This window comes from Pseudactinotalea sp. Z1748 (assembly GCF_049725185.1).
In the GTDB taxonomy this organism is placed as follows: Bacteria; Actinomycetota; Actinomycetes; order Actinomycetales; family Beutenbergiaceae; genus CALKWS01.
Genome location: NZ_JBMPQB010000006.1, coordinates 37,836 through 59,233, shown reverse-complemented (window position 1 = coordinate 59,233; position 21,398 = coordinate 37,836). Strand labels below are relative to the sequence as shown.

At 69.8% G+C, this 21,398-nt stretch carries 13 protein-coding genes; all 13 read left to right on the top strand.

Features of this window, described 5'->3' with window-relative positions; translation table 11 throughout:
- The first annotated feature begins 24 nt into the window (after window positions 1-24).
- Entirely contained in the window at window positions 25-1,143 is a 1,119-nt protein-coding gene (gene dnaJ / locus ACO0LU_RS13655) for a molecular chaperone DnaJ (protein WP_424791896.1), read from the top strand.
- Between the two features lie 113 nt (window positions 1,144-1,256).
- Window positions 1,257-2,297 carry a PhoH family protein gene (locus tag ACO0LU_RS13650; protein WP_424791895.1) on the top strand — a complete coding sequence of 347 codons (1,041 nt, stop codon included), beginning with the start codon at window positions 1,257-1,259 and terminating at the stop codon, window positions 2,295-2,297.
- On the top strand, window positions 2,294-2,779 hold the full coding sequence (gene ybeY / locus ACO0LU_RS13645; protein WP_424791894.1) for an rRNA maturation RNase YbeY: 486 nt from the start codon (window positions 2,294-2,296) through the stop codon (window positions 2,777-2,779). Before ACO0LU_RS13650 ends, ybeY begins: the two co-directional genes overlap by 4 nt.
- Entirely contained in the window at window positions 2,776-3,741 is a 966-nt protein-coding gene (gene era, locus ACO0LU_RS13640; RefSeq protein ID WP_424791893.1) for a GTPase Era, read from the top strand. Before ybeY ends, era begins: the two co-directional genes overlap by 4 nt.
- A gap of 24 nt (window positions 3,742-3,765) precedes the next feature.
- Window positions 3,766-5,241: an alpha/beta hydrolase family protein gene (locus ACO0LU_RS13635; RefSeq protein ID WP_424791892.1), complete on the top strand. Its 1,476-nt coding sequence runs from the start codon at window positions 3,766-3,768 to the stop codon at window positions 5,239-5,241.
- A 67-nt stretch (window positions 5,242-5,308) separates the two neighbouring features.
- Window positions 5,309-6,220, top strand: coding sequence for a PP2C family protein-serine/threonine phosphatase (locus ACO0LU_RS13630; protein ID WP_424791891.1), 912 nt, complete (start codon window positions 5,309-5,311; stop codon window positions 6,218-6,220).
- Window positions 6,217-8,064 (top strand): FHA domain-containing protein, encoded by a 1,848-nt coding sequence (locus ACO0LU_RS13625; protein WP_424791890.1) that lies wholly within the window; start codon window positions 6,217-6,219, stop codon window positions 8,062-8,064. Before ACO0LU_RS13630 ends, ACO0LU_RS13625 begins: the two co-directional genes overlap by 4 nt.
- A complete protein-coding gene (locus ACO0LU_RS13620) occupies window positions 8,065-9,600 on the top strand; it encodes a serine/threonine-protein kinase (RefSeq protein WP_424791889.1) in 1,536 nt (511 codons plus the stop codon).
- Window positions 9,601-9,624: 24 nt separating this feature from the next.
- Window positions 9,625-10,356 (top strand): hypothetical protein, encoded by a 732-nt coding sequence (locus ACO0LU_RS13615; RefSeq protein ID WP_424791888.1) that lies wholly within the window; start codon window positions 9,625-9,627, stop codon window positions 10,354-10,356.
- 198 nt (window positions 10,357-10,554) lie between these two features.
- Entirely contained in the window at window positions 10,555-16,803 is a 6,249-nt protein-coding gene (locus ACO0LU_RS13610; RefSeq protein ID WP_424791887.1) for an Ig-like domain-containing protein, read from the top strand.
- 40 nt (window positions 16,804-16,843) lie between these two features.
- Window positions 16,844-17,830, top strand: coding sequence for an AAA family ATPase (locus ACO0LU_RS13605; RefSeq protein ID WP_424791886.1), 987 nt, complete (start codon window positions 16,844-16,846; stop codon window positions 17,828-17,830).
- Window positions 17,831-17,837: 7 nt separating this feature from the next.
- The gene (locus ACO0LU_RS13600; protein ID WP_424791885.1) at window positions 17,838-19,082 is read left to right on the top strand and encodes a DUF58 domain-containing protein; all 1,245 of its coding nucleotides are present in this window, start codon (window positions 17,838-17,840) and stop codon (window positions 19,080-19,082) included.
- Entirely contained in the window at window positions 19,079-21,382 is a 2,304-nt protein-coding gene (locus tag ACO0LU_RS13595; protein ID WP_424791884.1) for a transglutaminaseTgpA domain-containing protein, read from the top strand. The genes ACO0LU_RS13600 and ACO0LU_RS13595 overlap by 4 nt, the downstream gene beginning before the upstream one ends.
- Window positions 21,383-21,398: the final 16 nt, after the last annotated feature.

The following is a 21,398-nucleotide window of genomic DNA, read 5'->3' as shown; positions in this document are numbered from 1 at the left end:
GTCGATGAGTCAAGAAAGCGATCAGTGAGCGACTACTACGCCGTTCTCGGTGTCGAACGCGACGCCAGTACCGAGGAGATCAAGCGCGCCTACCGTAAGTTGGCGCGTCAGCACCATCCCGACGTGGCCGGAGCGGATGGTGCCGAGAAGTTCAAGGACATCGCCGCCGCCCACGACGTGCTGTCCAATCCGGACAAGCGTCGCCAGTACGACGCCGGCGGACTGGGTGGGATGAACGGTGGTGGCGGTGGGGACTTCCCGTTCTCCGACATCTTCGACTTCTTCTCCGCCGCTGCCGGTGGCGGCGGCCAGCGTGGCCCCACGCCACGGGCCCGACGCGGCCAGGACGCGTTGCTGCGGGTCACCGTCACGTTGGAGGAGGCCACCTTCGGGGTGACCAAGGACCTCGAGGTGGACACCGCCGTGGTCTGTCAGACCTGCCACGGCACCTGCTGTGCGCCCGGGACCGGTCCGCGCACCTGTGACATGTGCGGGGGCCGCGGTTCGGTGCAGCGGGTAGCCCGGTCCTTCCTCGGCAATGTGATGACCAGCCAGGCGTGCGCGGCCTGCCAGGGCTTCGGCTCCGTGATCGAGCACCCGTGCGCCGAGTGCTCCGGCGAGGGTCGCGTCCGGTCCCGCCGCACCATCAACATCAACATCCCCGCCGGGGTGGACGAGGGCACCCGGATCAAACTCACCGGTCAGGGTGAGACCGGTCCGGGCGGTGGACCTCCCGGTGACCTGTACGTGGAGATCCGGGAGAAGTCCCACCCGACGTTCACCCGCCGCGGCCACGATCTGCACTGCACGGTGGAACTGCCGATGACGGCCGCGGCGCTGGGCACGGTGCTGACCATCGAGACCCTCGACGGCGACCAGGACATCGACGTGCGTGCCGGCACCCAGCCCGAGGAGGTCCTGACCCTGCGCGGACTGGGCGTGGGTGTGCTCAGCAGTGGTGGCCGCCGCGGTGACCTGCATGTACACATCCAGGTCAGGGTGCCCACTGGGCTGGACGAGACCCAGGAGAGGCTGCTGAAGGACCTGGCCGCCGAGCGCGGTGAGGAACGCCCGCAGGCGCGGCTGGCCCCGGCCGGCTCCGGGATGTTCTCACGGCTGCGGGACCGCTTCTCCGGACGCTGACCCGAGGGCCAGACCTCGGCCGGATCGGTCGATCTCGTAGACTCCCCAGTGTCCGGTCCGCACGATGTGTGGACCCCGTCCGAGCAAGGAGACCCTGGGCGACGGCCCTGCCCATGACCGATCCCACCCTTGAACCGCAACCCGGCCATGTCCGCGAGGAGGTCACCGTACCGGCGCACGTCCCGATGGTGGCCCTGCTCGGTCAGCGTGATGAGGTGCTGCGTGCCGTGGAGGAGGGCTTCCCCGGGCTCGATGTGCACGTGCGCGGGAACCGGATCGCGCTCAGTGGCCCAAAGGGCGATGTGGACCTGGCCCAACGGCTCATCGATGAACTGACCCAGATCGCCTCCTCGGCACAACCTCTCACCGCCGACGCGGTGGAGCGGGCCATCACGATCCTGACCGCCGCGACCATGGAACGCCCCGCCGAGGTGCTGACCATGAACATCCTGTCCAGCCGCGGGCGCACCATCCGGCCCAAGACGCTGGGACAGAAGCAGTACGTAGAGGCCATCGACGCCAACACGGTGGTGTTCGGGATCGGGCCGGCCGGCACCGGAAAGACCTACTTGGCGATGGCCAAGGCCGTCCAGGCGCTGCAGGCCAAGCAGGTGAATCGCATCGTGCTGACCCGGCCCGCAGTGGAGGCGGGGGAGCGGCTGGGATTCCTGCCCGGCAGCCTGAACGACAAGATCGACCCGTACCTGCGCCCGCTCTACGACGCCCTGCACGACATGCTTGACCCCGAGTCCATCCCGCGGCTGATGGCGGCCGGCACCATCGAGGTGGCGCCGCTGGCCTACATGCGTGGCCGGACGTTGAACGATGCCTTCATCATCCTGGACGAGGCCCAGAACACCTCCGCCGAGCAGATGAAGATGTTCCTGACCCGCCTGGGATTCGGTTCCACGATCGTGGTCACCGGTGACGTCACCCAGGTGGACCTGCCCGATGGCACCCGCTCGGGACTGCACGTGGTGCAGGAGATCCTCGACGAGATCGACGACGTCGCCTTCTGCCGACTGTCCAGCAAGGACGTGGTGCGGCACCGGTTGGTGGCCGACATCATCGACGCCTACGGCCGTTATGACGAGGGCCTGCGCCGTAGCGAGTTGCACCGTCGCAGCGCCCACTCCCAGGAGGGACGACGATGAGCACCGAGGTCGCCAACGAGTCCTCGCACGCGGTGGATGAGTCCGAGTTCGCGGCTCTGGCCACGTTCGTGCTCGACGAGATGCATGTTCACCCCCAGGCCGAACTCGAGGTTCGCTTCGTCGACGCCGAGGTGATGACCGAGTTGAACGAGCGATGGATGGACGCCACCGGGGCCACCGACGTACTGGCCTTCCCGATGGATGAACTGCGCCCCGGTAGCCCCGGCACACCGAGTTCCGAAGGCATCCTGGGATCGGTGGTGCTGTGCCCGCAGGTGGCCATCGACCAAGCGCGCACCGCAGGACACTCCGCCGATGAGGAGATGCTGCTGCTGACCACGCACGGGATCCTGCACCTGCTCGGCTACGACCACGCCGAGCCGGAGGAGGAGAAGGAGATGTTCGCCCTGCAGCGCCGGTTACTGCTCACCTTCCTCGGTTCGCGGCCCGCGGTTCCGGGCCGCACCGAGCAGGGCTCATGACCAAGGCGGGAGAGGAGTCCGCCCGGGCGCCTCACCAGGGGCAGGGCGGGCAGAAGGCGAGTCCCGAGTACCGGGCGGGTTTCGCCTGTGTGGTGGGACGCCCGAACGCGGGCAAGTCCACGCTCACCAACGCCCTGGTGGGGCACAAGGTGGCGATCACCTCCGGACGTCCGCAGACCACCCGGCACACCATCCGCGGCATCGTGCACCGTGCGGACGGCCAACTGGTCCTGGTGGACACTCCGGGCCTGCACCGCCCTCGCACCCTGCTGGGGGAGCGTCTGAACGACCTGGTGCTGCAGACCCTGTCGCAGGTGGATCTCATCGTCTTCTGTCTACCCGCCGATCAACCGATCGGGCCCGGGGACCGGTACATCGCCGCGCAGCTCGCCGATGCCACCACCCCGGTGGTAGCCGTGGTGACCAAGACCGACGTGGTCGGCAAGCCGGCGCTGACCGAGCACCTGCTTGCCGTGGCCGACCTCGGCTCGTGGGCCGACATCGTGCCGGTCTCAGCGCTGGCCAACCACCAGCTCGACGTGCTGACCGGTGTGCTGTTCTCCCACCTGCCGCCGTCGCCCCCGTTGTACCCGGACGGGGATCTGACCGACGAGCCCGACTCGGTGATGGTCGCCGAACTGGTTCGCGAGGCCGCCCTGGACGGGGTGCGCGATGAGTTGCCACACTCCCTGGCCGTGGTGGTGGAGGAGATCGTGCAACGGGACCGCCCGGCCAAGGATGGTCGCGCCCTGCTGGATGTGCGGGTGAACCTGTTCGTGGAGCGGGACTCACAGAAGGGCATCGTGATCGGTGCCAAGGGTGCGCGCTTGCGCGAGGTGGGCACCCGGGCCAGGGCCGGGATCGAGGCGCTGCTGGGTGCCGCGGTGTTCCTGGACCTACACGTGAAGGTCGCCAAGGACTGGCAGCGTGACCCCAAGCAGTTGCAGCGTCTGGGCTTCTGAGTACCCGGGGGGCTCGCGATGGTGGTGCGCAGGTGGCTTGCGGTGCTCGGGTTGGTGCTGATCCTGGGCACGATCGGCTCGTTGGCGGGGCCTCGCTGGCACCCGGAGCTGATCCAGGACCAGGTGGAGTCCCAGACCCGGGAGACCATCATCGGCTCCGACGTCCGCACCGACCCGGTGGGCACCTACGCCACCGCCAGCGAGGACTTCGAGGTCGATCTGGGTGGGGTCAGCGTGCCGGCACGCCTGACCTATCCCGTCGATGCCGGGCCGGACCGGCCGGGCATCCTGATGATGCACGGGGCCGGAACCGGCCGGGCCACCTCCTTCGCCGACCAGGCCCGCGAGCTCGCCAGCGCCGGTCTCTACGTGCTGGTGCCGGCCAAGCGGATGGATACCTACACGGTGCGCAACCGCAATTACGTCCAGATGGCGGCCGACTACATGGTCTCCTTCGACGTGCTCGCCGATTGGCCGGGAGTGGATTCCGGTCGGACGGGTATCTACGGGGAGTCCGAAGGTGCCTACATCGCCACGGTGGCCGGTGCCGCCTACGACCAGGTCGACTTCGTGGTGCTGGTCTCCGCCCCGGTGGTCCAGCCCCGTCAGCAAGCCGCATTCGCGGCCGATGTCTACCTGCGTAACACCGGCGCTCCGGGGGCACTGCTACGGGCGATCCCACGAGCGGTGGGGATGAATATCCCCGGCGGTGGGTTCGAGTACGCCGACTTCGACGCCAGCCCCTACCAGCAGCGCCTCGATGTGCCGGTGCTGATGGTCTACGGCACCGATGATGCCTCGATGCCGGTGGTGCAGGGGGCGGTGGTGATGCGCGACGACCTGGCGGTCGCCGGTAACGACGAGTTCACGGTGCGCTACTACGACGGCGCAAACCACGGCATCCGTTCCAACGGCGATCTGGCCCCGGGGTTCACCAGGGACCTGGCGCGCTGGACCCAGGGTCTGCCGCAGACGGCCAGCGCCGTCCCCCAGGTGGCCGGGGCCGAGCCGGAACAGCGGTACGCCGCAGCCCCGGTTGCGTCACCCCGCTGGTACGCTGATGGGGACTGGGTGATGTACACCCTGCTCGGCTCCCTCGGTCTGCTGGTGCTGGGACCCGCGCTGTGGGCTGGGGCCCGGATCGCGCAGCGCGCGCGGGAGCCGATCATGCCCGCATCACTTGCCCGGTACGCCGCCGCGACCGCGCTGGCCGCGCTGGCAGCGCTGGTGATGTTCGTGGCCTACCTGACCCAGGTAGCCCAGTACGCCCTGAACTATCTGCGCAACGACCTCGTCGTCGTCGGAGGCTACTTCCTGGTGCTGGGCACCGGGGTGCTCGCCGCCGGGGTGCTGTACGCCTCGCTGGAGCGCACCCACCGGGCGCGCGCAGTGGGTGTCTGGCGCGGGCCCGGACGCCTGGTCTGGTGGCTGGTGCACCTGGGTGCGGTCTCGTTGCTGATCATCGCCGCGTACTGGGGCGTGTTCCCCTCGTTCGTGTGAGCGCCGGACCGCCGGGCCCGGGTGCGGTCGGTAGGATCGGGCCCAATCGAGGCAGGAGAGGGGGTGCGTGGTGCACACGGTCTGGGGTGCGGTCACCGACGCCGGCGGACGCCGCCGGGTCAATGAGGACGCCGTCCTTGCCGCCCCGCCCGTATTCCTGGTGGCCGACGGGATGGGCGGGCACGTCTACGGTGCCCTGGCGGCACAGTGCGTGGTGGAGGCATTCGAGGCCTTCGCCGCCGGACTGCAGCCCGGCGCACCTGTCGAGCCGGCCCAGATCCTGGCGGTGATCGACCACTCCCGGGACCTGATCCGCGCCGGGGTGAGGGCTGCACAGGGAGACCGGCCCGGATCGCGAGCCCGGCCGACCGGCGAGACGGGGGCACACGATGATCCTGGGTCGGGGGACCCCCCGCTGGCCGGGTCCACGGCGGCCGGTCTGGTCCTGACCACCCAGCAGGGGGCGCCGTACTGGCTGGCGTTCAACGTGGGGGACTCGCGCATCTACCGCTATGACGAGGACGGGCTCATCCAGGTCAGCGTGGATCACTCGGTGGTCCAGGAACTGCTCGACGCCGGCGCCATCACCGCCGGTCAGGCACGCGAGCACCCGCACCGCAACGTGATCACTCGAGCGGTGGACAGTAGCCACGATGTCGACGTCGACTTCTGGATGCTGCACGCCGGAGGACCGCAACGGTTCCTCCTGTGCAGCGACGGCCTCACCGAGGAACTCACACCTGATGAGGTGACCGCCTCCCTGGCCGCTCCGGGCGATGCCGAGCAGGCCTGTCGGGACCTGGTGGAGCGGGCCACCAGAGCCGGTGCACGCGACAACGTGTCGGCGGTGGTGGTGGATCTGCTTGCCGACGGCGCCGCGCAGTCCACTGCACCCCGGTGTGGTGGACGCCGCGCATCTTCAACTGATGCCCGCGCGGACCTTGATGACACACTTCCCCGAGCCGGTGCGATCCGATGAGAGAGGCTGATGAGGTGATGATGAGTTCCTATCGCAGCGGGACCTGGACGGGCCTGGTCGCGCCCGGGGGACTGGCGCTGCTGGCTCCGGACTTCGCTGCCGTGACCGCCCGCTCCCTCTGGGAGGCGATGGTGGCCGAGCGCCCGCTGTCGGCGTGGCTCGAGGCCATCGCTGTGGGAAGTCTCTCGGCACTCCCGGACTTCGCGCTGGTCCAGACCGAGGGCACCCTGGTCAGGGTCCTCGTGCGGGGGCAGGTCAGTGTCGATTGCGACGGAACCGAGATCCAGGCCGAGGGGATGAGCACCTGGCGCGAGCACGTGGGTCCCCTCCCGCGGCACCTGCGGGTCAGCGGGCCCGAGGACGGTGGCCAGGAGTGGCCGTTGGGTTCGGGCGTGGTGGCGGCAGCAGCGGTGCAGTCCGGGTCGGAGGACGCGGAGAGTTCCGCCCTCGCCGGGACGGTTGCCGCCAGTGAGGTCGACACCGACGGGCGGAAGCACACTCCGGAGGAGGGTGGGCCGGAGGAGGGTGTCCTGACCCCGGACGAGCCCGAGGATGCGGTAGCGCCTAGGACCCCGGCTGAGGCTGAGGACACCGGTGGGGCCGAGACGCCGGATGAGCCTGATGCGGCGGAGTCCGACGGAGGAACCGCGGGATCGGGGGCGGGCGGTGACCGTGGCCCGATCGACTCCCTGCCCTGGAACGTCCCGGCGATGAAGGCCGGGCAGACCTCGAAGGGCGAAGGCGGTGAGGCCTCGACCGGCGAGGGGGTCGCCAACACCGAGGCTTCGGTGGATGCGGAGAGCGCCGCTGCTGACAGTGCCGCCGACAGCGACGCCGACGCCGACACTGAGGTCGTCGCCGGCGAAGCCGAGGACGACGACCCGGCCGCGACGGCGGAATCCGATCACCCGGCACCCGCCGCCGAGGGCGACCACAGCTTAGCGGCGACCGTGTTCTCCGCCCCCGCGGTCGGCGGTGGCTCCAGCACCGGCGAGCACGAGTCAGATCATGTCGAGGACGCCGCCGGCGAGGAAGCCACCGAGGAGGGCGCCGGCCAGGCGAATGAGGACGACGGTGACCACGATGGCCACACCGTCCTAGTGACCCATCTGCGGGAGGCCCTGAACTCGGGCGGACAGGAGGCGGTCGGGGAGGACACGGTCCTGGCCGGCGCCGTGGCACAACCCGCGCGCGTGGTGCCGGTACTGGTGCTTTCCACCGGACAGCGGGTCGAACTTGACCGGCCCGCACTGCTCGGCCGGGCACCGGAGGCCACCCGGTTCGAGGGGCCGGTCGCACCGCACCTGGTCGCCGTGCCCAGCCCGCAGCAGGACATCTCCCGCACCCACGTCGAACTGAAGCCCGAGGGTGACCACGTGGTGGTGACCGACCTGCGCTCGACCAACGGCACGGTCGTCACGCTGCCCGGTGCCGAGGCCCGCCGCCTGCATCCCGCCGAGGCGATCCCGGTGGGCGCCGGAGCGGTGATCGACCTCGGGGACGGCGTCACCGCTGAGGTCCACAACGGCGGCGAGGAATCCGAACCGGCCCCGCGCGCCGGAACCGGCGAACCCGCGCCCGGGCAGCCCCCGGCTGCACCGGCGGCTCCGTACGGCCGGCCCGCACCCTACGGCCGGCCGAATCCGTACGGGCGACCCGGCACGCAGGCCCAGCCCGGGCACTATGGCCAACCGCCGGCCCCCGGTGCCCCGTCCCAGCCGGGTCCGTACGGCCCACCCCCGCAGGGACCCGGGGTGCCGCCACCACCGGACCGCTACGGATCCGCCGGCGGCGCGCGGCCCGTCGTGAACCCTGACGGGCCGTACCAGGGTGGTGCACGCTAGGTGGCTCCGAGCCGTCCACCCTCGCAACCCCCGCAGATCCCCGGATTCACCTACGAACGACTCCTGGGTTCGGGTGGTTTCGCCGACGTCTTCCTGTACACCCAGCAGTTACCGCGGCGTAGCGTCGCGGTGAAGGTGCTGCTCGCGCCGACCACCGACGCGGCCAGTCGTGAACAGTTCGTGGCCGAGGCCAACGTGATGGCCCAGTTGTCCGCCCATCCCTCGATCGTCACGATCTACCACGCCGACACCGCCGACGACGGACGCCCGTACCTGATGATGGAGTACTGCCCGCGGCCGAACCTGTCGGTGCGCTACCGCACCGCGCCGCTGGGCGTGGCCGAGGCGCTGCGGATCGGGGTCCGCCTGGGTGGTGCGGTGGAGACAGCCCACCGGGCCGGCATTCTGCACCGCGATATCAAGCCGGCGAACGTGCTCACCACCGACTACGGCTGGCCGGCACTGACCGACTTCGGCATATCCGTGGTCCAGCACGCCAGCGAGGAGTCCGAGGCGGTGGGGATGTCGATACCGTGGTCGGCCCCGGAATTCTTCGACGAGCACGCCGAGCGCGGCACTCCCGGGGACATCTACGCCCTGGCGGCAACGGTGTACACCCTGCTCGCCGGTCGATCCCCCTTCGAACTCCGGGAGGGGAAGAACTCCGCTCTGGATATCATCGGACGGATCGAGCGCGATCCGCTGCCGCCGCTGCTGCGAGATGACGTCCCGCCCTCCCTGGAGCAGGTGTTGCAGCGCGGCATGGTCAAGGCACCGCAGCAACGGTTCGGCACGGCCGCGGAGTTCGCCCGCGCACTCCAGCGGGTCGAACAGGAACTCCAACTGGCTCAGACCAGCCTGGACCTGCCCGATACCTCCTGGATCCAGGTGCCCGATACCGTCGGAGAGGACCTGCGCACCCGGGTGCGCTCGGTCGTGGAGATCCCGGCCGCCCCGCGCACCGGAGGGGACGCCGTAGACACCGACGCAACGCGCGTGCGCACCCCCGCCGTCGTCCCGGCTGCAGGCTCCGCCGGTGGCCCCGCACAAGCCGGCCAGGACGGCCCCCCGCACGCCGGCGTCGGCCCCGACCAGGAGGCCGGCGGTAACGAGCGCCGGGGCCGCCGGCTGCGCTGGCTGACGCTGGCGGCCTCGATCCTGGTCATCCTGGTGGTGAGCGGGGTGGTCATCTACGGCGCGGTCAACGCTCCCGACGATCCCCCACCACCCACCGACCCCACTATCGCACCCCCGGATCCGCCGGTCACCGACGCCTCCCGTCCGGGAGCGCCCGAGCAACTCACCGGGCAACGCGTGGAGGGGGAGGACGAGGTCACCTTCACCTGGAGTGCCCCGGAGTTCGATGCCGACCTCGCCTACGCCTGGCGCCAGGTCGCCGGCGCCGATACCGGGACCGAACGCATCACCGAGACCGAGATCACCCTCACCGACGTTCCGGAGCGGGTCTGCGTGGAAGTCGCCGCAATTTCGGTAGAGAGCTCTAGGCTGTCGGAATGGAGCCAGGCGTGCGCCTAGGATGGTCGGTGTTGGGGGTAGAAGATGACGTTGAAGGTGGAATTCTGCGGTGAATGGTTCGATGCCGATCGAACCAAACCGTTCACGATCGGGCGCGAGGGAGACCTGGTTGTCGATGACAACCCCTACCTGCACCGACAGTTCCTGACGATCGCCTACCAGGACGACCTGTGGTGGCTCACCAACACCGGATCCCGCCTGTCGGCCACGGTCTCCGACTCCGAGGGCAACATGCAGGCCTGGCTCGCTCCCGGTGCCCGGCTGCCGTTGGTGTTCGCCCGGACCTCGGTGCTGTTCACCGCCGGGCCCACCACCTATGAGGTCGGCATCGTGGGGGAGACGCCCACGTTCGAGTCCTCTTCTCCCGAACGTACCCAGGTGGGGGAGACCACGATCGGCCCGGTCGCCCTGACCGAGTCGCAGAAGTTGCTCATCCTGTCCCTGGCCGAAGCGGTGCTGCGCGGCCGAGGGTCCAGCGCGTCGATCCCCACGTCGGCCCAGGCCGCCGCGAAACTGGGGTGGACCATCACGCGGTTCAACCGCAAACTGGACAATGTCTGCGACAAGTTGTCCCGGCACGGCGTCCGTGGCCTGCGCGGTGGTCAGCAGAAGCTGGCGGTGAACCGGCGGGCCAGGCTGGTCGAGCACGCCGTGGCCTCGCGCCTGGTGGTGGCCGGCGATCTGGACCTGCTGGAGGAGAACTACCGGCGGGCCAGCCTGGAACGGGCCGAGGAAGAGGCCCGGACCGGTTCCTGAGTCGCGCCGGCCGTTAGGACGGCCCACGTCCACCCCGATGGGCGGGTAGAACAGCCCATGTCCACGCCCAGGTCCATCCGTTAGGATTCGGACCGGGACGGGGTCTGGCCCCCGTCAGTTGTGCCGGGGGAACCGGGGAGGAGTCTGGGAGTGCGGGCACGCACGACGATACGCCGCCGCAGGATCGCAAGTGCGACCGTGGTGTCCCTCGTGCTCGGTACCGTGGTGGCCCTGAGCCTGAACTACGAGGGCGTGGCCACCGCTGATGTCGAACTGAACGACGGCGGCGTGTGGGTCTCCAACAGCACCGAACTGGCCATGGGCCGGCTGAACTACCCGGTCCAGCAGATCGACGCCTCCCTGGCGGCGACGAGCCAGAACATCGACCTGCTGCAACGTCACGACGTGGTGTTCATGCGCGACCTGGCCTCGGGCACCATCCAACGGGTCGACACCGCGCAGGTCGCGACCTCCGGGCCGGCCACACAACTGCCCGCGAACGCCGACGTGGCCATGGGCGAGGGCACCGTGGGGGTGTTGAACTCCCGCAGCGGTGAATACCACGTGCTCGGTCTGGACGAACTCGGCGTGCTCGATGAGGGCACCGCCCCACCGCTGGCGGACCTGGGAGCACAGGCTGCCCACGTCGTGGCCGACGACGGAACCGCCTTCGGTCTGAACGGCCTCAGTGGGGAACTGCACACCGTAAGCCCCGAATTGCGGGCTGAGCGGAGCGCGGCGGCAGAGTCGATGACCGATGACGGTGCGACGGACGCGGACGCCGGCGGAACCGGGGCGCAGAACTCCGAGCCCGACGATACCGATGCCGCCGGCGAGGACGCCGACGCACCGCAGGAGGACGGCGAAGGTGAGGAGGTGGATCTCGAGGCCCTGGAGCCCGAGATCAGCCAACTCGAGGAGGCCTACTTCGATGCGAGCGTCCAGACCCAGATGACCGCCGTGGGCACCACCCCGGTGGTGCTCAGTATGCGCCAGGAAGGCCCGGACGCACCCGTTGAGGCTGTGCTTGTGCAACCACGGGAGAACGCCCTGGATCTGTCCGAGCTGGACGTGGATCTGGCTTCGGCCCGGATGCAGGCAGCCAGTCCGGGCGGGAACTCGGTGGCGATCGCCACCACCGACGCCCTGATCGAGGTCCCGCTGCGTGGCGGCGAACCCGTGGTGTGGAAGGTGGAGACGCCCGGGGAGCCGGTTCAACCGGTGCAGGTGAGCGGCTGCCTGCACGGGGCCTGGACCGGGTCGGCGCCGCTGCATCTGCGCACCTGCCGCGGCGCCGACCCGGTCGAACAGGCGATCCCCTCCGCCGGCGCCGGCGCGGACCTGGTGTTCCGGGTGAACCGGCAGCTCGCGGTGCTCAACGACATGCGCAACGGTGACTCCTGGATGTTGGAGGACACCCTGATCCTGGTGGACAACTGGGAGGACATCACCCCGCCCCAGGATCAGCAGGAGGAGGAAGAGGAGTCCCTGCAGGAGATCCGTGACGAGGTCCCCTTGGACAGGGAGGCGGAGAACCGCGACCCGAACGCCGAGCCGGACTCCTTCGGTGTGCGCGCAGGGCGCACCGTGATGCTCCCGGTCCTGGACAACGACTCCGATCCCGACGGCGACCTGCTCACCGTCTCCGAATTCGAGGATGTGCCGGAGAGTTTCGGTACCGTGGAGCACGTGCTGGGCGGACGCGCGCTGCAGATCCACGTCGCCGAGGAAGCGAGCGGCCGGCACCGCTTCGGGTACACCGCCGATGACGGCCGTGGTGGCACCGATAGCGCTCAGGTGAGCCTGGACGTGGTGCCGCCGGGACAGAACTCGCCGCCCGAGCAACTGCGCGACATCGGCGCCGAAGTGGTCTCCGGCGAGTCGGTCGAGGTCAACATCATGAACGATGTGCGCGACCCCGACGGCGATCCGATCTACGTGATCGGTGCCGAGGCGCCGGAGAGCCTGGAGGTGATCACCGCTCCGAACGGGCTGATCAGCATCACCGATCGTGGCCTCGAGGTGGGCCTGAAGCAGATCGTGGTGCTCGTGGGGGACGGTACCGATATCGGTGAGGTGCTCATCGACATCGAGGTGCTCCCGGACGGGCCCTACCCGCCGACCGCTGTGTTCGACTTCGCCACGGCGTTCGTCGGGGAGACGATCACGGTGGAGCCGCTGGTCAATGACATCGACCCGAACGGCCGCCCGCTGCGACTGTCGCACGTGGAGCAGGTGCCGAACGCACAGATCGTCACCGACAACGATGCCGGCACGTTCACCTTCACGTCCGACATCGCCGACGACTACTACATGACGTACATCGTGGCCGATGACGACGGCAGTTCGGCCACCGGGTTGGTGCGCGTCAGCGTCGTCGGCCGGGACGAGGGGGCACCGCCGGTTGCGGTGGCCGACACCGCACTCCTGCCGCCGGGTGGTTCGGTGCTGGTGGATGTGCTGGAGAATGACTCCGACCCGGCCGGCGGGGTGCTGGCGGTGCAGCAGATCGATGTGCCGCCCGGACTCGGGCTGCACGTGGCGATCGTGGACCACCGGCTGCTGCGCATCTCTTCCAACCAGACCCTGACCGAGCCGGTCACCCTGACCTACACCGTCTCCAACGGGGACCAGAGCGCCGTCGGTGAGGTGCAGGTGCTGCCCCTGGTGCACGCCGAGGCCGCCCGGCCCCCGATCGCGGTGCGCGATTCGGCCCGGGTCCGGGTGGGGGACTACGTCACCATCCCGGTGCTGGCCAACGACTCCCACCCCAACGGGCTGGAGTTCTCACTCGACACCGACCTGGTCGAGGAACCGGAGGCCGGGCTGATGTTCGTGGCCGGTGACGTGGTCCGGTACATGGCCCCCGACACCCCGCAGACCGTGACCGGGGTCTACCGCATCACCGACGAGAACGGACAGTCCCACTCGGCGCCGATCACCGTCAATGTGGTCGCCAGTGGGGACGAGTCGAACTCCCCGCCGGTACCGGAGGACGTGGTCTCCCGCGCCTTCGCCGGTGAACGGGTGCGGATCCCGATCAACACCCACGGCATCGATCCCGACGGTGACTCGGTTCGGGTACTCGGTGTGGAGTCCTCCCCGCAATTGGGCCGCATCGTGGAGCAGGGTCCGGGGTATCTGGACTATCAGCCCTACACCGACTCCCGTGGCACCGATGAGTTCCGCTACACCGTCCAGGACCGTCTCGGCGCGGTCGCCGCCGCCAGCATCACGGTCGGGGTGATCAATCCCCCGGACCGGAACCGGCCCCCGATCGCCGTGCCCGACGAGGTGACGGTGCGTCCGGACCGTGAGGTCCAGGTGGACGTGCTCGCCAACGACACCGACCCGGACGGGGACCGGCTGGTCTTCGGCGACCCCTCGATCGCCGACGACGGTGGCCTGGCCGACGTCGGCATCCGGGACGCCACCGTGCTGTTCACGTCCCCGAGCGAGCCCGGCACCTATCTGATCCAGTATCTCGTGAGCGACCGCAACGGCGGGGAGGACGTGGGCACCCTGTCGATCACCGTGGACCCGGACGCGGATCCGCAGCCACCGGTGGCGGTGGATGACCAGGTTCCCGCAGACGCGATCGCAGGCATGGAGACCATCACCGTCGGGGTGCTGGAGAACGACTACGACCCCGACGGTAGCGTCGACGCCCTGAGGTTGTCGGTTCCCGAGGGCAACCCCACCGCACGGCTGAGTGCCGACGGAAGGGAGCTGGAGGTGGATCTGACGCCGGAACGCCAGGTCATCACCTACCAGATCACCGACGAGGACGAGTTGAGTTCCTACGCGTTCGTGGAGGTTCCGGGCCTGGAGGACACCGGCCCGGTGAAGCGCTCCGATGCTCCGCCGATCGAGGTCGACTCCGGCGACCGGATCGAGATCTCCCTGGACGATCATGTGGCCTCGATGTCCGGGGACCCGGTGCAGTTGACCGACTTCTCCCTGGTTCGTGCCACCAACTCCGACGGCTCCGAACTGGTGGTCGATGAACAGACCCTGGCCTACACCTCCGCGGAGGGGTACCACGGGCCGGCCACGATCACCTTCGAGGTCACCGACTCCCTCGACCTGAACGTGGACGGGCTGCGCAGTTCGGTGATCACCCTGGACATCACCGTGCACTCGGTCGAGAACCTGGCGCCGGAGATGCGTCCCGGTTCCCTGGAACTGGAAGCGGGCGGGGACCCCGGAAGCCTGAACCTGCAGCGCCTGGCGGAGGACCCCGACGGCGAGGTGCACCTGCTCACCTACGAGGTCGTCTCGGTCCCGGCCGGGTTCGACGCCTCGATCGACGACGCGAACATCCTCACCGCCTCCGCCGGCAACGACACCACCCCCGGCACCGAGGAGGTCATGGAGGTGGAGGTCACCGATCCCGAGGGCGCCTCGGTGACCGGCGAGATCACCCTGACCGCCACCGCCAGCAACCGCCCGCTGATCGTAGCCAATGACGACGACGCCGGAGAGGTGCACCAGGGCGAGAGCGTGACCGTCAATGTGCTCGCCAACGACTCCAACCCGTTCCCGGGGGAGGCGCGCACGCTGTTGTTCGCCACCACCGAAGCCGGTGTGGCCGACGTGTCCGTCAGTGGCGACAGCGTCACCTTCAGCCCCGGGTCCGACTACGTGGGCCGGCTCTCCATCGTCTACACCGTCGTGGATGTGACCGGCGATCCGGACCGCCAGGTCCAGGCCCGGGTGAGCGCTGCGGTGATCGGGGCGCCGGAGGCCCCGGCGCCGCCCAGAGTGGAGTCGGTGGGCAGCCAGCAGGCGCAACTGTCCTGGAGCCCGCCGACCGACAACGGCTCACCGATCACCGGGTACCGGGTGGAGGGCGGCGGAGTCTCCCAGATGTGCGGGTCGACCACCTGCACCATCACGGGGCTGACGAACGGCACCGTGTACAACTTCACCGTGACTGCCATCAACGCGGTCGGGGAGTCCCCGGCCAGCGGTGCTTCCGGTGACGCCCGCCCGGACGTCAAGCCCGATGCGCCCGGGGCGCCGACCGTGGAGTTCGGTGACACCGAACTGACGTTGAACTGGAACCAGCCGAACAACGAAGGTACCCCGATTACGCACTACGACGTGCGGATCTCACCCGGCGGGGGCGGTAGCGATCAGGTGAGCGTGACCGGCACCGGCCACACCTGGACCGGCCTGACCAACGGTCAGGCCTACACCTTCCAGGTGCGCGCGGTGAACGAGGCCCCTGACCCGGGGGACTGGAGCGCCTGGTCGGCCGCGGAGATCCCCTCCGGACCGCCCTTCCAGCCGGACGCGCCCCGCGCCACCCGTGTGGACATCGCCGCCGGCGGGCAACTGCAGGTCAGCTGGACCGAGCCGAACACCAACGGTGATTCCATCGACGCCTACCACCTGTACATGTACAAGGACGGTGTGGCGCAGCCGGTGATCACCGTCGGGGGCAGCACCCGGCAGCGGACCGTGAACGTGGAGAATGCCCACGATTACACCTTCGCCGTGGTGGCGCAGAACCGTGCGGGGGAGTCCGAGGCGTCGCCGCAGTCGACCCCGGTGCGCTCCTTCGGCGCACCCGGCCGCACGCAGGGGGTCAGCGCCTCCGCGGACGGGGAGAACGGCCGGGCGACCATCTCCTACACCGCCCCCAACGACAACGGGCAACCGATCTCCCGTTATGAGTACCGCCTCAACGGCGGCAGCGTGCAGGCCCTGCCCTCGGGCGGCCGGATCAGCGGCCTGAACAACGGCAGCAGCTACACCGCACAGGTGCGTGCCTGCAACACCTACTGCGGGCAGTGGAGTGCCTCCTCCAACTCCTTCACCCCCTACGGGCCGCCGGTGGCAGGGTCGGTGAGTTCCGACGTCGATGAGCGGCGGGTGAGTTTCTCCTGGCGCTCCCCGTCCGGTAACGGCGCGAGCATCGAGCGCTCGGAGTACCGCACCCGCAGCGGAAGCAGCGGCTGGACCTCCTGGCAGCGCGGCACACCCACAGACAGCACCTCCCTGCGCGGGGACTGGAAGGAGACGCACCGGATCGAGGTCCGCTGGGTGAACAACCACGGTCAGATCTCGCCGGTCGCGGCGGAGTCCCGGCGCGCCGCGGGCCCACCGGAACCGCCACCGGTACCCCGGGCATGGGTCACCAAGGGCGACCCGCGGCCCTGCGACCGCGGGACGAACTGCCACACGTTCCGCCTGCACTGGTCGGACTGGCCCGCGGGGACTCATGACGTCAATGTGCGAGCCTCGGGCAGCCAGTGCGGCACCTTCGACACGGCCCAGCGCAACGGCCCCTACCGGATGTCCATGGGGGGTAACGGCAGCGCCATCATCACGCACCAGGGGTACACGCCACCGCACTACGGCTCCAACTGCACTGCGAGGGTGCGCCCGACGATCGCCGGGGCACCGGGCAACGCCGTGATCGAGACGCGCGACTGGTGACTGGCCGAACCTTCACAACCCCAGCTAATCAGAGGACCTCATGACCGTCACTGACCACGCCACGATGACGCCGCAGCGCGCCACCTGGTTCGCCGAGACCTTCGAGCGCCTGGTGCTGAACGTCTCCGAGGCGATCCTGGGCAAGCACCACGTGGTCCGGTTGGCCTTCACGTGTCTGCTGTCCAACGGGCACCTGCTCCTCGAGGACTTCCCCGGTACAGGGAAGACGTCGCTGGCCCGTGCGCTGGCCGCGACGGTGCAGTCCTCGCACTCCCGGATCCAGTTCACCCCGGACCTGCTGCCCTCCGACGTCACCGGCGTGACCATCTATGACCAGGAGGCCAAGGAGTGGGACTTCCACAAGGGCCCGATCTTCGCCTCGGTGGTGCTGGCCGATGAGATCAACCGGGCCTCGCCCAAGACCCAGTCGGCGTTACTGGAGGTGATGGAGGAGGGCCGGATCACGGTGGACGGTGTGCCGCACGAGGTGGGCCGCCCGTTCATCGTGCTGGCAACCCAGAACCCGATCGAACAAGCCGGCACCTACCGGCTGCCCGAGGCCCAGCTCGACCGCTTCCTGATGCGTACCTCGCTGGGCTACCCCGATGCCGAGGCCACCACCCAGATCCTGGCCGGATCGGCGGTGCGGGACCGAACCGCCTCCCTGACCCCGGTGATCACCGGCCCGGCCGTGGTCGACATGGCCGAACTGGCCGGCACGGTGTATGTGGACCCGGCGGTGCTGACCTACGTCACCGAACTCGTCGAGGCCACCCGCGCTGCTCCCGAGATCGCGCTGGGCTCCAGTGTCCGGGGGGCATTGGCACTGGTGCGGACCGCCAAGGTCTGGGCTGCCTCGCAGGGCCGCCACTACGTCATCCCCGATGACATCAAGGACCTCACCGAACCGGTGCTGGCCCACCGGATGGTGTTGGACGCCGAGGCGGAGTTCGAGGGCGCCAGCGCCGCCGGTTCCCTCGCCCGGATCCTCACCGAGGTGAACCCTCCGGCGCAACGGGCCTCCTGATTTCCTCGTGAGCACCACCCAGGCATCCACTCCCGAGACCACCCGATCGGTGACCCGGACGGTCACCCAACTGGTCGGTCAGGTGCGTCGCACCACACAGGCGCTGAGTTGGGTCTCCCGCGCCGCATGGGTGCTGCTCGCCCTCGGGGTGGTGGGCCTGGTGGCCGGGCGGATGCTCGGCTGGGTCGAACTGGTGGTGCTGGGCGCGGGCTTCACCGCGACGGTGATGGTGGCCGCGATCTTCGCGATCGGCCGCCACCCCTACGCCATCGGCCTGCGCCTGCGGGAAGGCCGGGTGGTAGTGGGGGAGCGCGCCATGGGCGGGGTGGATGTACGCAACGTCGGGGACCGCCCCGTGCTGCCGGCCCGCATCGAGCTGCCGGTGGGCGGGAGCAGAGCCAGTTTCGCTCTGCCGGCCCTGGCCCCGGCGGAGGTACACGACGAACTGTTCGTGATCCCCACCGCCCGGCGCGGGGTGATCACCGTGGGTCCGGTCTCCTCCGTTCGCGGTGACCCGCTCGGTCTGGTGCGCCGCTCGGTGCTGTGGACCGATCCGGAGGAACTCTACGTTCACCCCCGCACGGTCCGGATGGGCTCGTCCGCCGCAGGCTTCCTGCACGACCTGGAGGGCCAGGAGACCCGCGACGTCACCAACGCGGACCTGTCCTTCCACGCGCTGCGCGAGTACGGTCCCGGGGATGACCGTCGATACGTGCACTGGCGTTCCTCGGCCAGAACCGGCACCTTGATGGTGCGCCAGTTCGAGGAGACCCGGCGCTCCCACATGGTGGTGGCGATGAGTTCCCAGGAACGTGACTACGGTGACCCGGAGGAATTCGAACTGGTCATCTCCGCACTCGGTTCCCTGGGTCTGGAGGCCATCCACGCCTCGAAGGACCTGACCGCGATGGCTAGTCACGGGGTGATCTCGAGCACCACCCCACGCAGGCTCCTCGATGACCTGACCCGGCTGGAGTCGGTCCACAGCCCCAACACGCTGGTGGACCTGGCTCGTGCCGTCACCCGGGACGTCCAGCGCGCCACGGTGGTGGTGCTGTTGTGCGGCTCCGAGGTGGGGCCGCGGGAGATCCGCGCCGCCGGTGCTGTACTGCCCCTGGGCGTGCGGTCCTTGGCGATCCAGGCGCGGATCGGGGCCGAATCGACCGTGCGCCGGCTGGGACAGGTGACCACGCTGACCCTGGGCTCCCTGGAGGACCTGCCCCGGGGGTTCCGGAAACTGGAGCGCGTGTGAGCGCCCCGGCACCGGGAGCGAGGCCGCCGGAGGGCTCACCGGTCCCCGCCTCGGGCACGGCGGGCGGCGGGACCCGCCGCGACCGCGCCGGCCGAGGGTCCTGGTGGCCCGGAACCGGCTGGTTCACCACCGAGCGCGTCCTGGCGATCGCGGTGCCGGTGCTGCTGATCGCGATGGCGATGGCCCCCCTGGAACCGGTGTACCTGTCGGCGCGGCTCTTCCTCGTCGCCGGCGTCGCCCTGGTGCTCGGCACCACGATCGCGGTGCTCGGGGCGATGGTGCGCTGGCACACCCTGACCGTGCTCGCGCTGGCGCTGCCGACGTTCTTCGCCTTCGGCGGCCTGGTCGCCCCCGGCAGTGCGATCGGCGGCGTCATTCCCACCCCCACCACCTGGCAACTCATGGGCCGGGGCGTGGTGACCGTATGGAAACAGGTCCTGACCATCGCCCCGCCGCTGGGCAGCACCGGAGCGCTGCTGCTCCTGCCTTACCTGCTGGCATTCGTGGGGTCCCTGGCCGCCGTGACGATCGCGCTCCGGGCCCGGCACTACTCCCTGTCCCTGATCCTGCCGGGTGCGGTTCTGGTGGCCTCGATCCTGTTCGGCACCCGGCTCTCGGTGCTCCCCGGGGTGATCGGGGTGGCAGGGGTGTTGATCAGCCTGACCTGGGTGGCCCACCGCGCCGGACGACTGGAAATGAATCGCGTGCTGGCTGTCTCGGTGGTGCTCGGGATGGCGGCGGTAGCCGGCACCGGTGCCTCCCTGGTGCTGACCCCCAGCCAGCCCCGGATGGTGTTGCGCGACTACGTCGAGCCACCGCCGGACCCGCACGACTACACCAGCCCCCTGGCCGCCTTCCGCTACTTCGTGGACGACCTGGGCGAGGAGACCCTGCTGCGGGCCACCGGTGTGCCGGCCGGCACACCGGCCCTGCGGCTGGCCACCATGGACTCCTACGACGGGATGGTCTGGGACGTCACGCCGGGGCAGACCCCGGCCACCGGGTCCTTCACCCGGACCGGGGACCGGATCACCGTGGAGGTCCCCGAGGACCCGGCCCGGATCCAGGTGGACGTCGAGGCCCTCGGTGGGGTGTGGGTCCCCAATATCGGGATGAGCATCGACGTCACGTTCACCGGCCCCCGCGCGGGCGATCAGACCGAGGGCTTCTACTACAACACCGCCACCCACACGGGCCTGACCACGGCGGGACTGCGGGAGGGGGACTCCTATCAACTGACGGCCCATCAGCCCGAGCCCGTCCAGGACCTGGAGGCCACGCGGCTGGTGGCCGAGAGCCTCGCACTGCCCGAGCCCCGTCAGGTGCCCGATGTGGTCTCCTCACTGGCCACCCAGTTCGCCGACGGGTACACCGGGGACTACCCGCGGATCGAGGCGATCGCCTCGACGCTGTCCACCCAGGGCTTCTTCTCCCACGGTCTGGTCAACGAGGTGCCCTCCCGGCCCGGCCACGGGGCCGGGCGGATGCTGGACATGCTCGAGGCCGAGCAGATGGTGGGCGACCACGAGCAGTACGCTGCCGCGATGGCCCTGATGGTGCGGGCCTTGGGCTACCCCGCCAGGGTCGTCATGGGATTCGAGGTGGATCCCGCCGGCGGCACGGTGCAGGTTAGGGGGGAGGATGTCACCGCCTGGGTGGAGGTGCCCTTCGAGGGGCACGGCTGGTTGCCCTTCTACCCGACGCCGGATGAGGACCAGGTGCCCCAGGCCGAGGACCCCGACCCACTGGACCACCCCCAGCCCCAGGTGCTGCAGCCGCCGGACCCCCCGCAGGAACCCCCGGACGTGCCACCGGAGGACCGCGACGACGCCGAGGTCCAGGACGAGACCACCGAGGACGAGCAGGAGCAGCGAACCTGGGCGCTGATCGCCGCCGTAGCGGCGATCCCCCTGTTGCTGCTGCTCAGTCCGTTCCTGATCATCGCTGCGGTCAAGGCCCGACGGCGACGGCAGCGGCGCACCGTCGGGACACCGGACCGGCGGATCGCCGGGGGGTGGACCGAGCTGGAGGATCAGGCGATCGACCTCGGATCCGCGCGCGCCGACGGGCTCACCCGCCGGGAGACCGCTGCCGCGCTGGACTCCCGTTTCGAGGGCGCGGGCACCTCGGGGCTGGCCATCGCCGCCGACGCGGGTGTCTTCGGTCCGCGCTTGCCCGATGAGGAGGAGGCGGCCACGTTCTGGGTCGAGGTGCGGGCCGCCCGATCCCGGCTGCGCGGGAGCGTGGGTCGGCGAGCCAGGTTCCGTTCCCACTTCTCCCCGCGATCACTTCGCCGCTGAGGTACCCGCGGCGATA

Excerpts from the sequence above, each read along its gene's own strand:
- ACO0LU_RS13650 (WP_424791895.1), top strand. The coding sequence starts at position 1,257 with ATGACCGATCCCACCCTTGAACCGCAACCCGGCCATGTCCGCGAGGAG.
- ybeY (WP_424791894.1), top strand. The coding sequence starts at position 2,294 with ATGAGCACCGAGGTCGCCAACGAGTCCTCGCACGCGGTGGATGAGTCC.
- era (WP_424791893.1), top strand. The coding sequence starts at position 2,776 with ATGACCAAGGCGGGAGAGGAGTCCGCCCGGGCGCCTCACCAGGGGCAG.
- ACO0LU_RS13625 (WP_424791890.1), top strand. The coding sequence starts at position 6,217 with ATGAGAGAGGCTGATGAGGTGATGATGAGTTCCTATCGCAGCGGGACC.
- ACO0LU_RS13615 (WP_424791888.1), top strand. The coding sequence starts at position 9,625 with ATGACGTTGAAGGTGGAATTCTGCGGTGAATGGTTCGATGCCGATCGA.
- ACO0LU_RS13605 (WP_424791886.1), top strand. The coding sequence starts at position 16,844 with ATGACCGTCACTGACCACGCCACGATGACGCCGCAGCGCGCCACCTGG.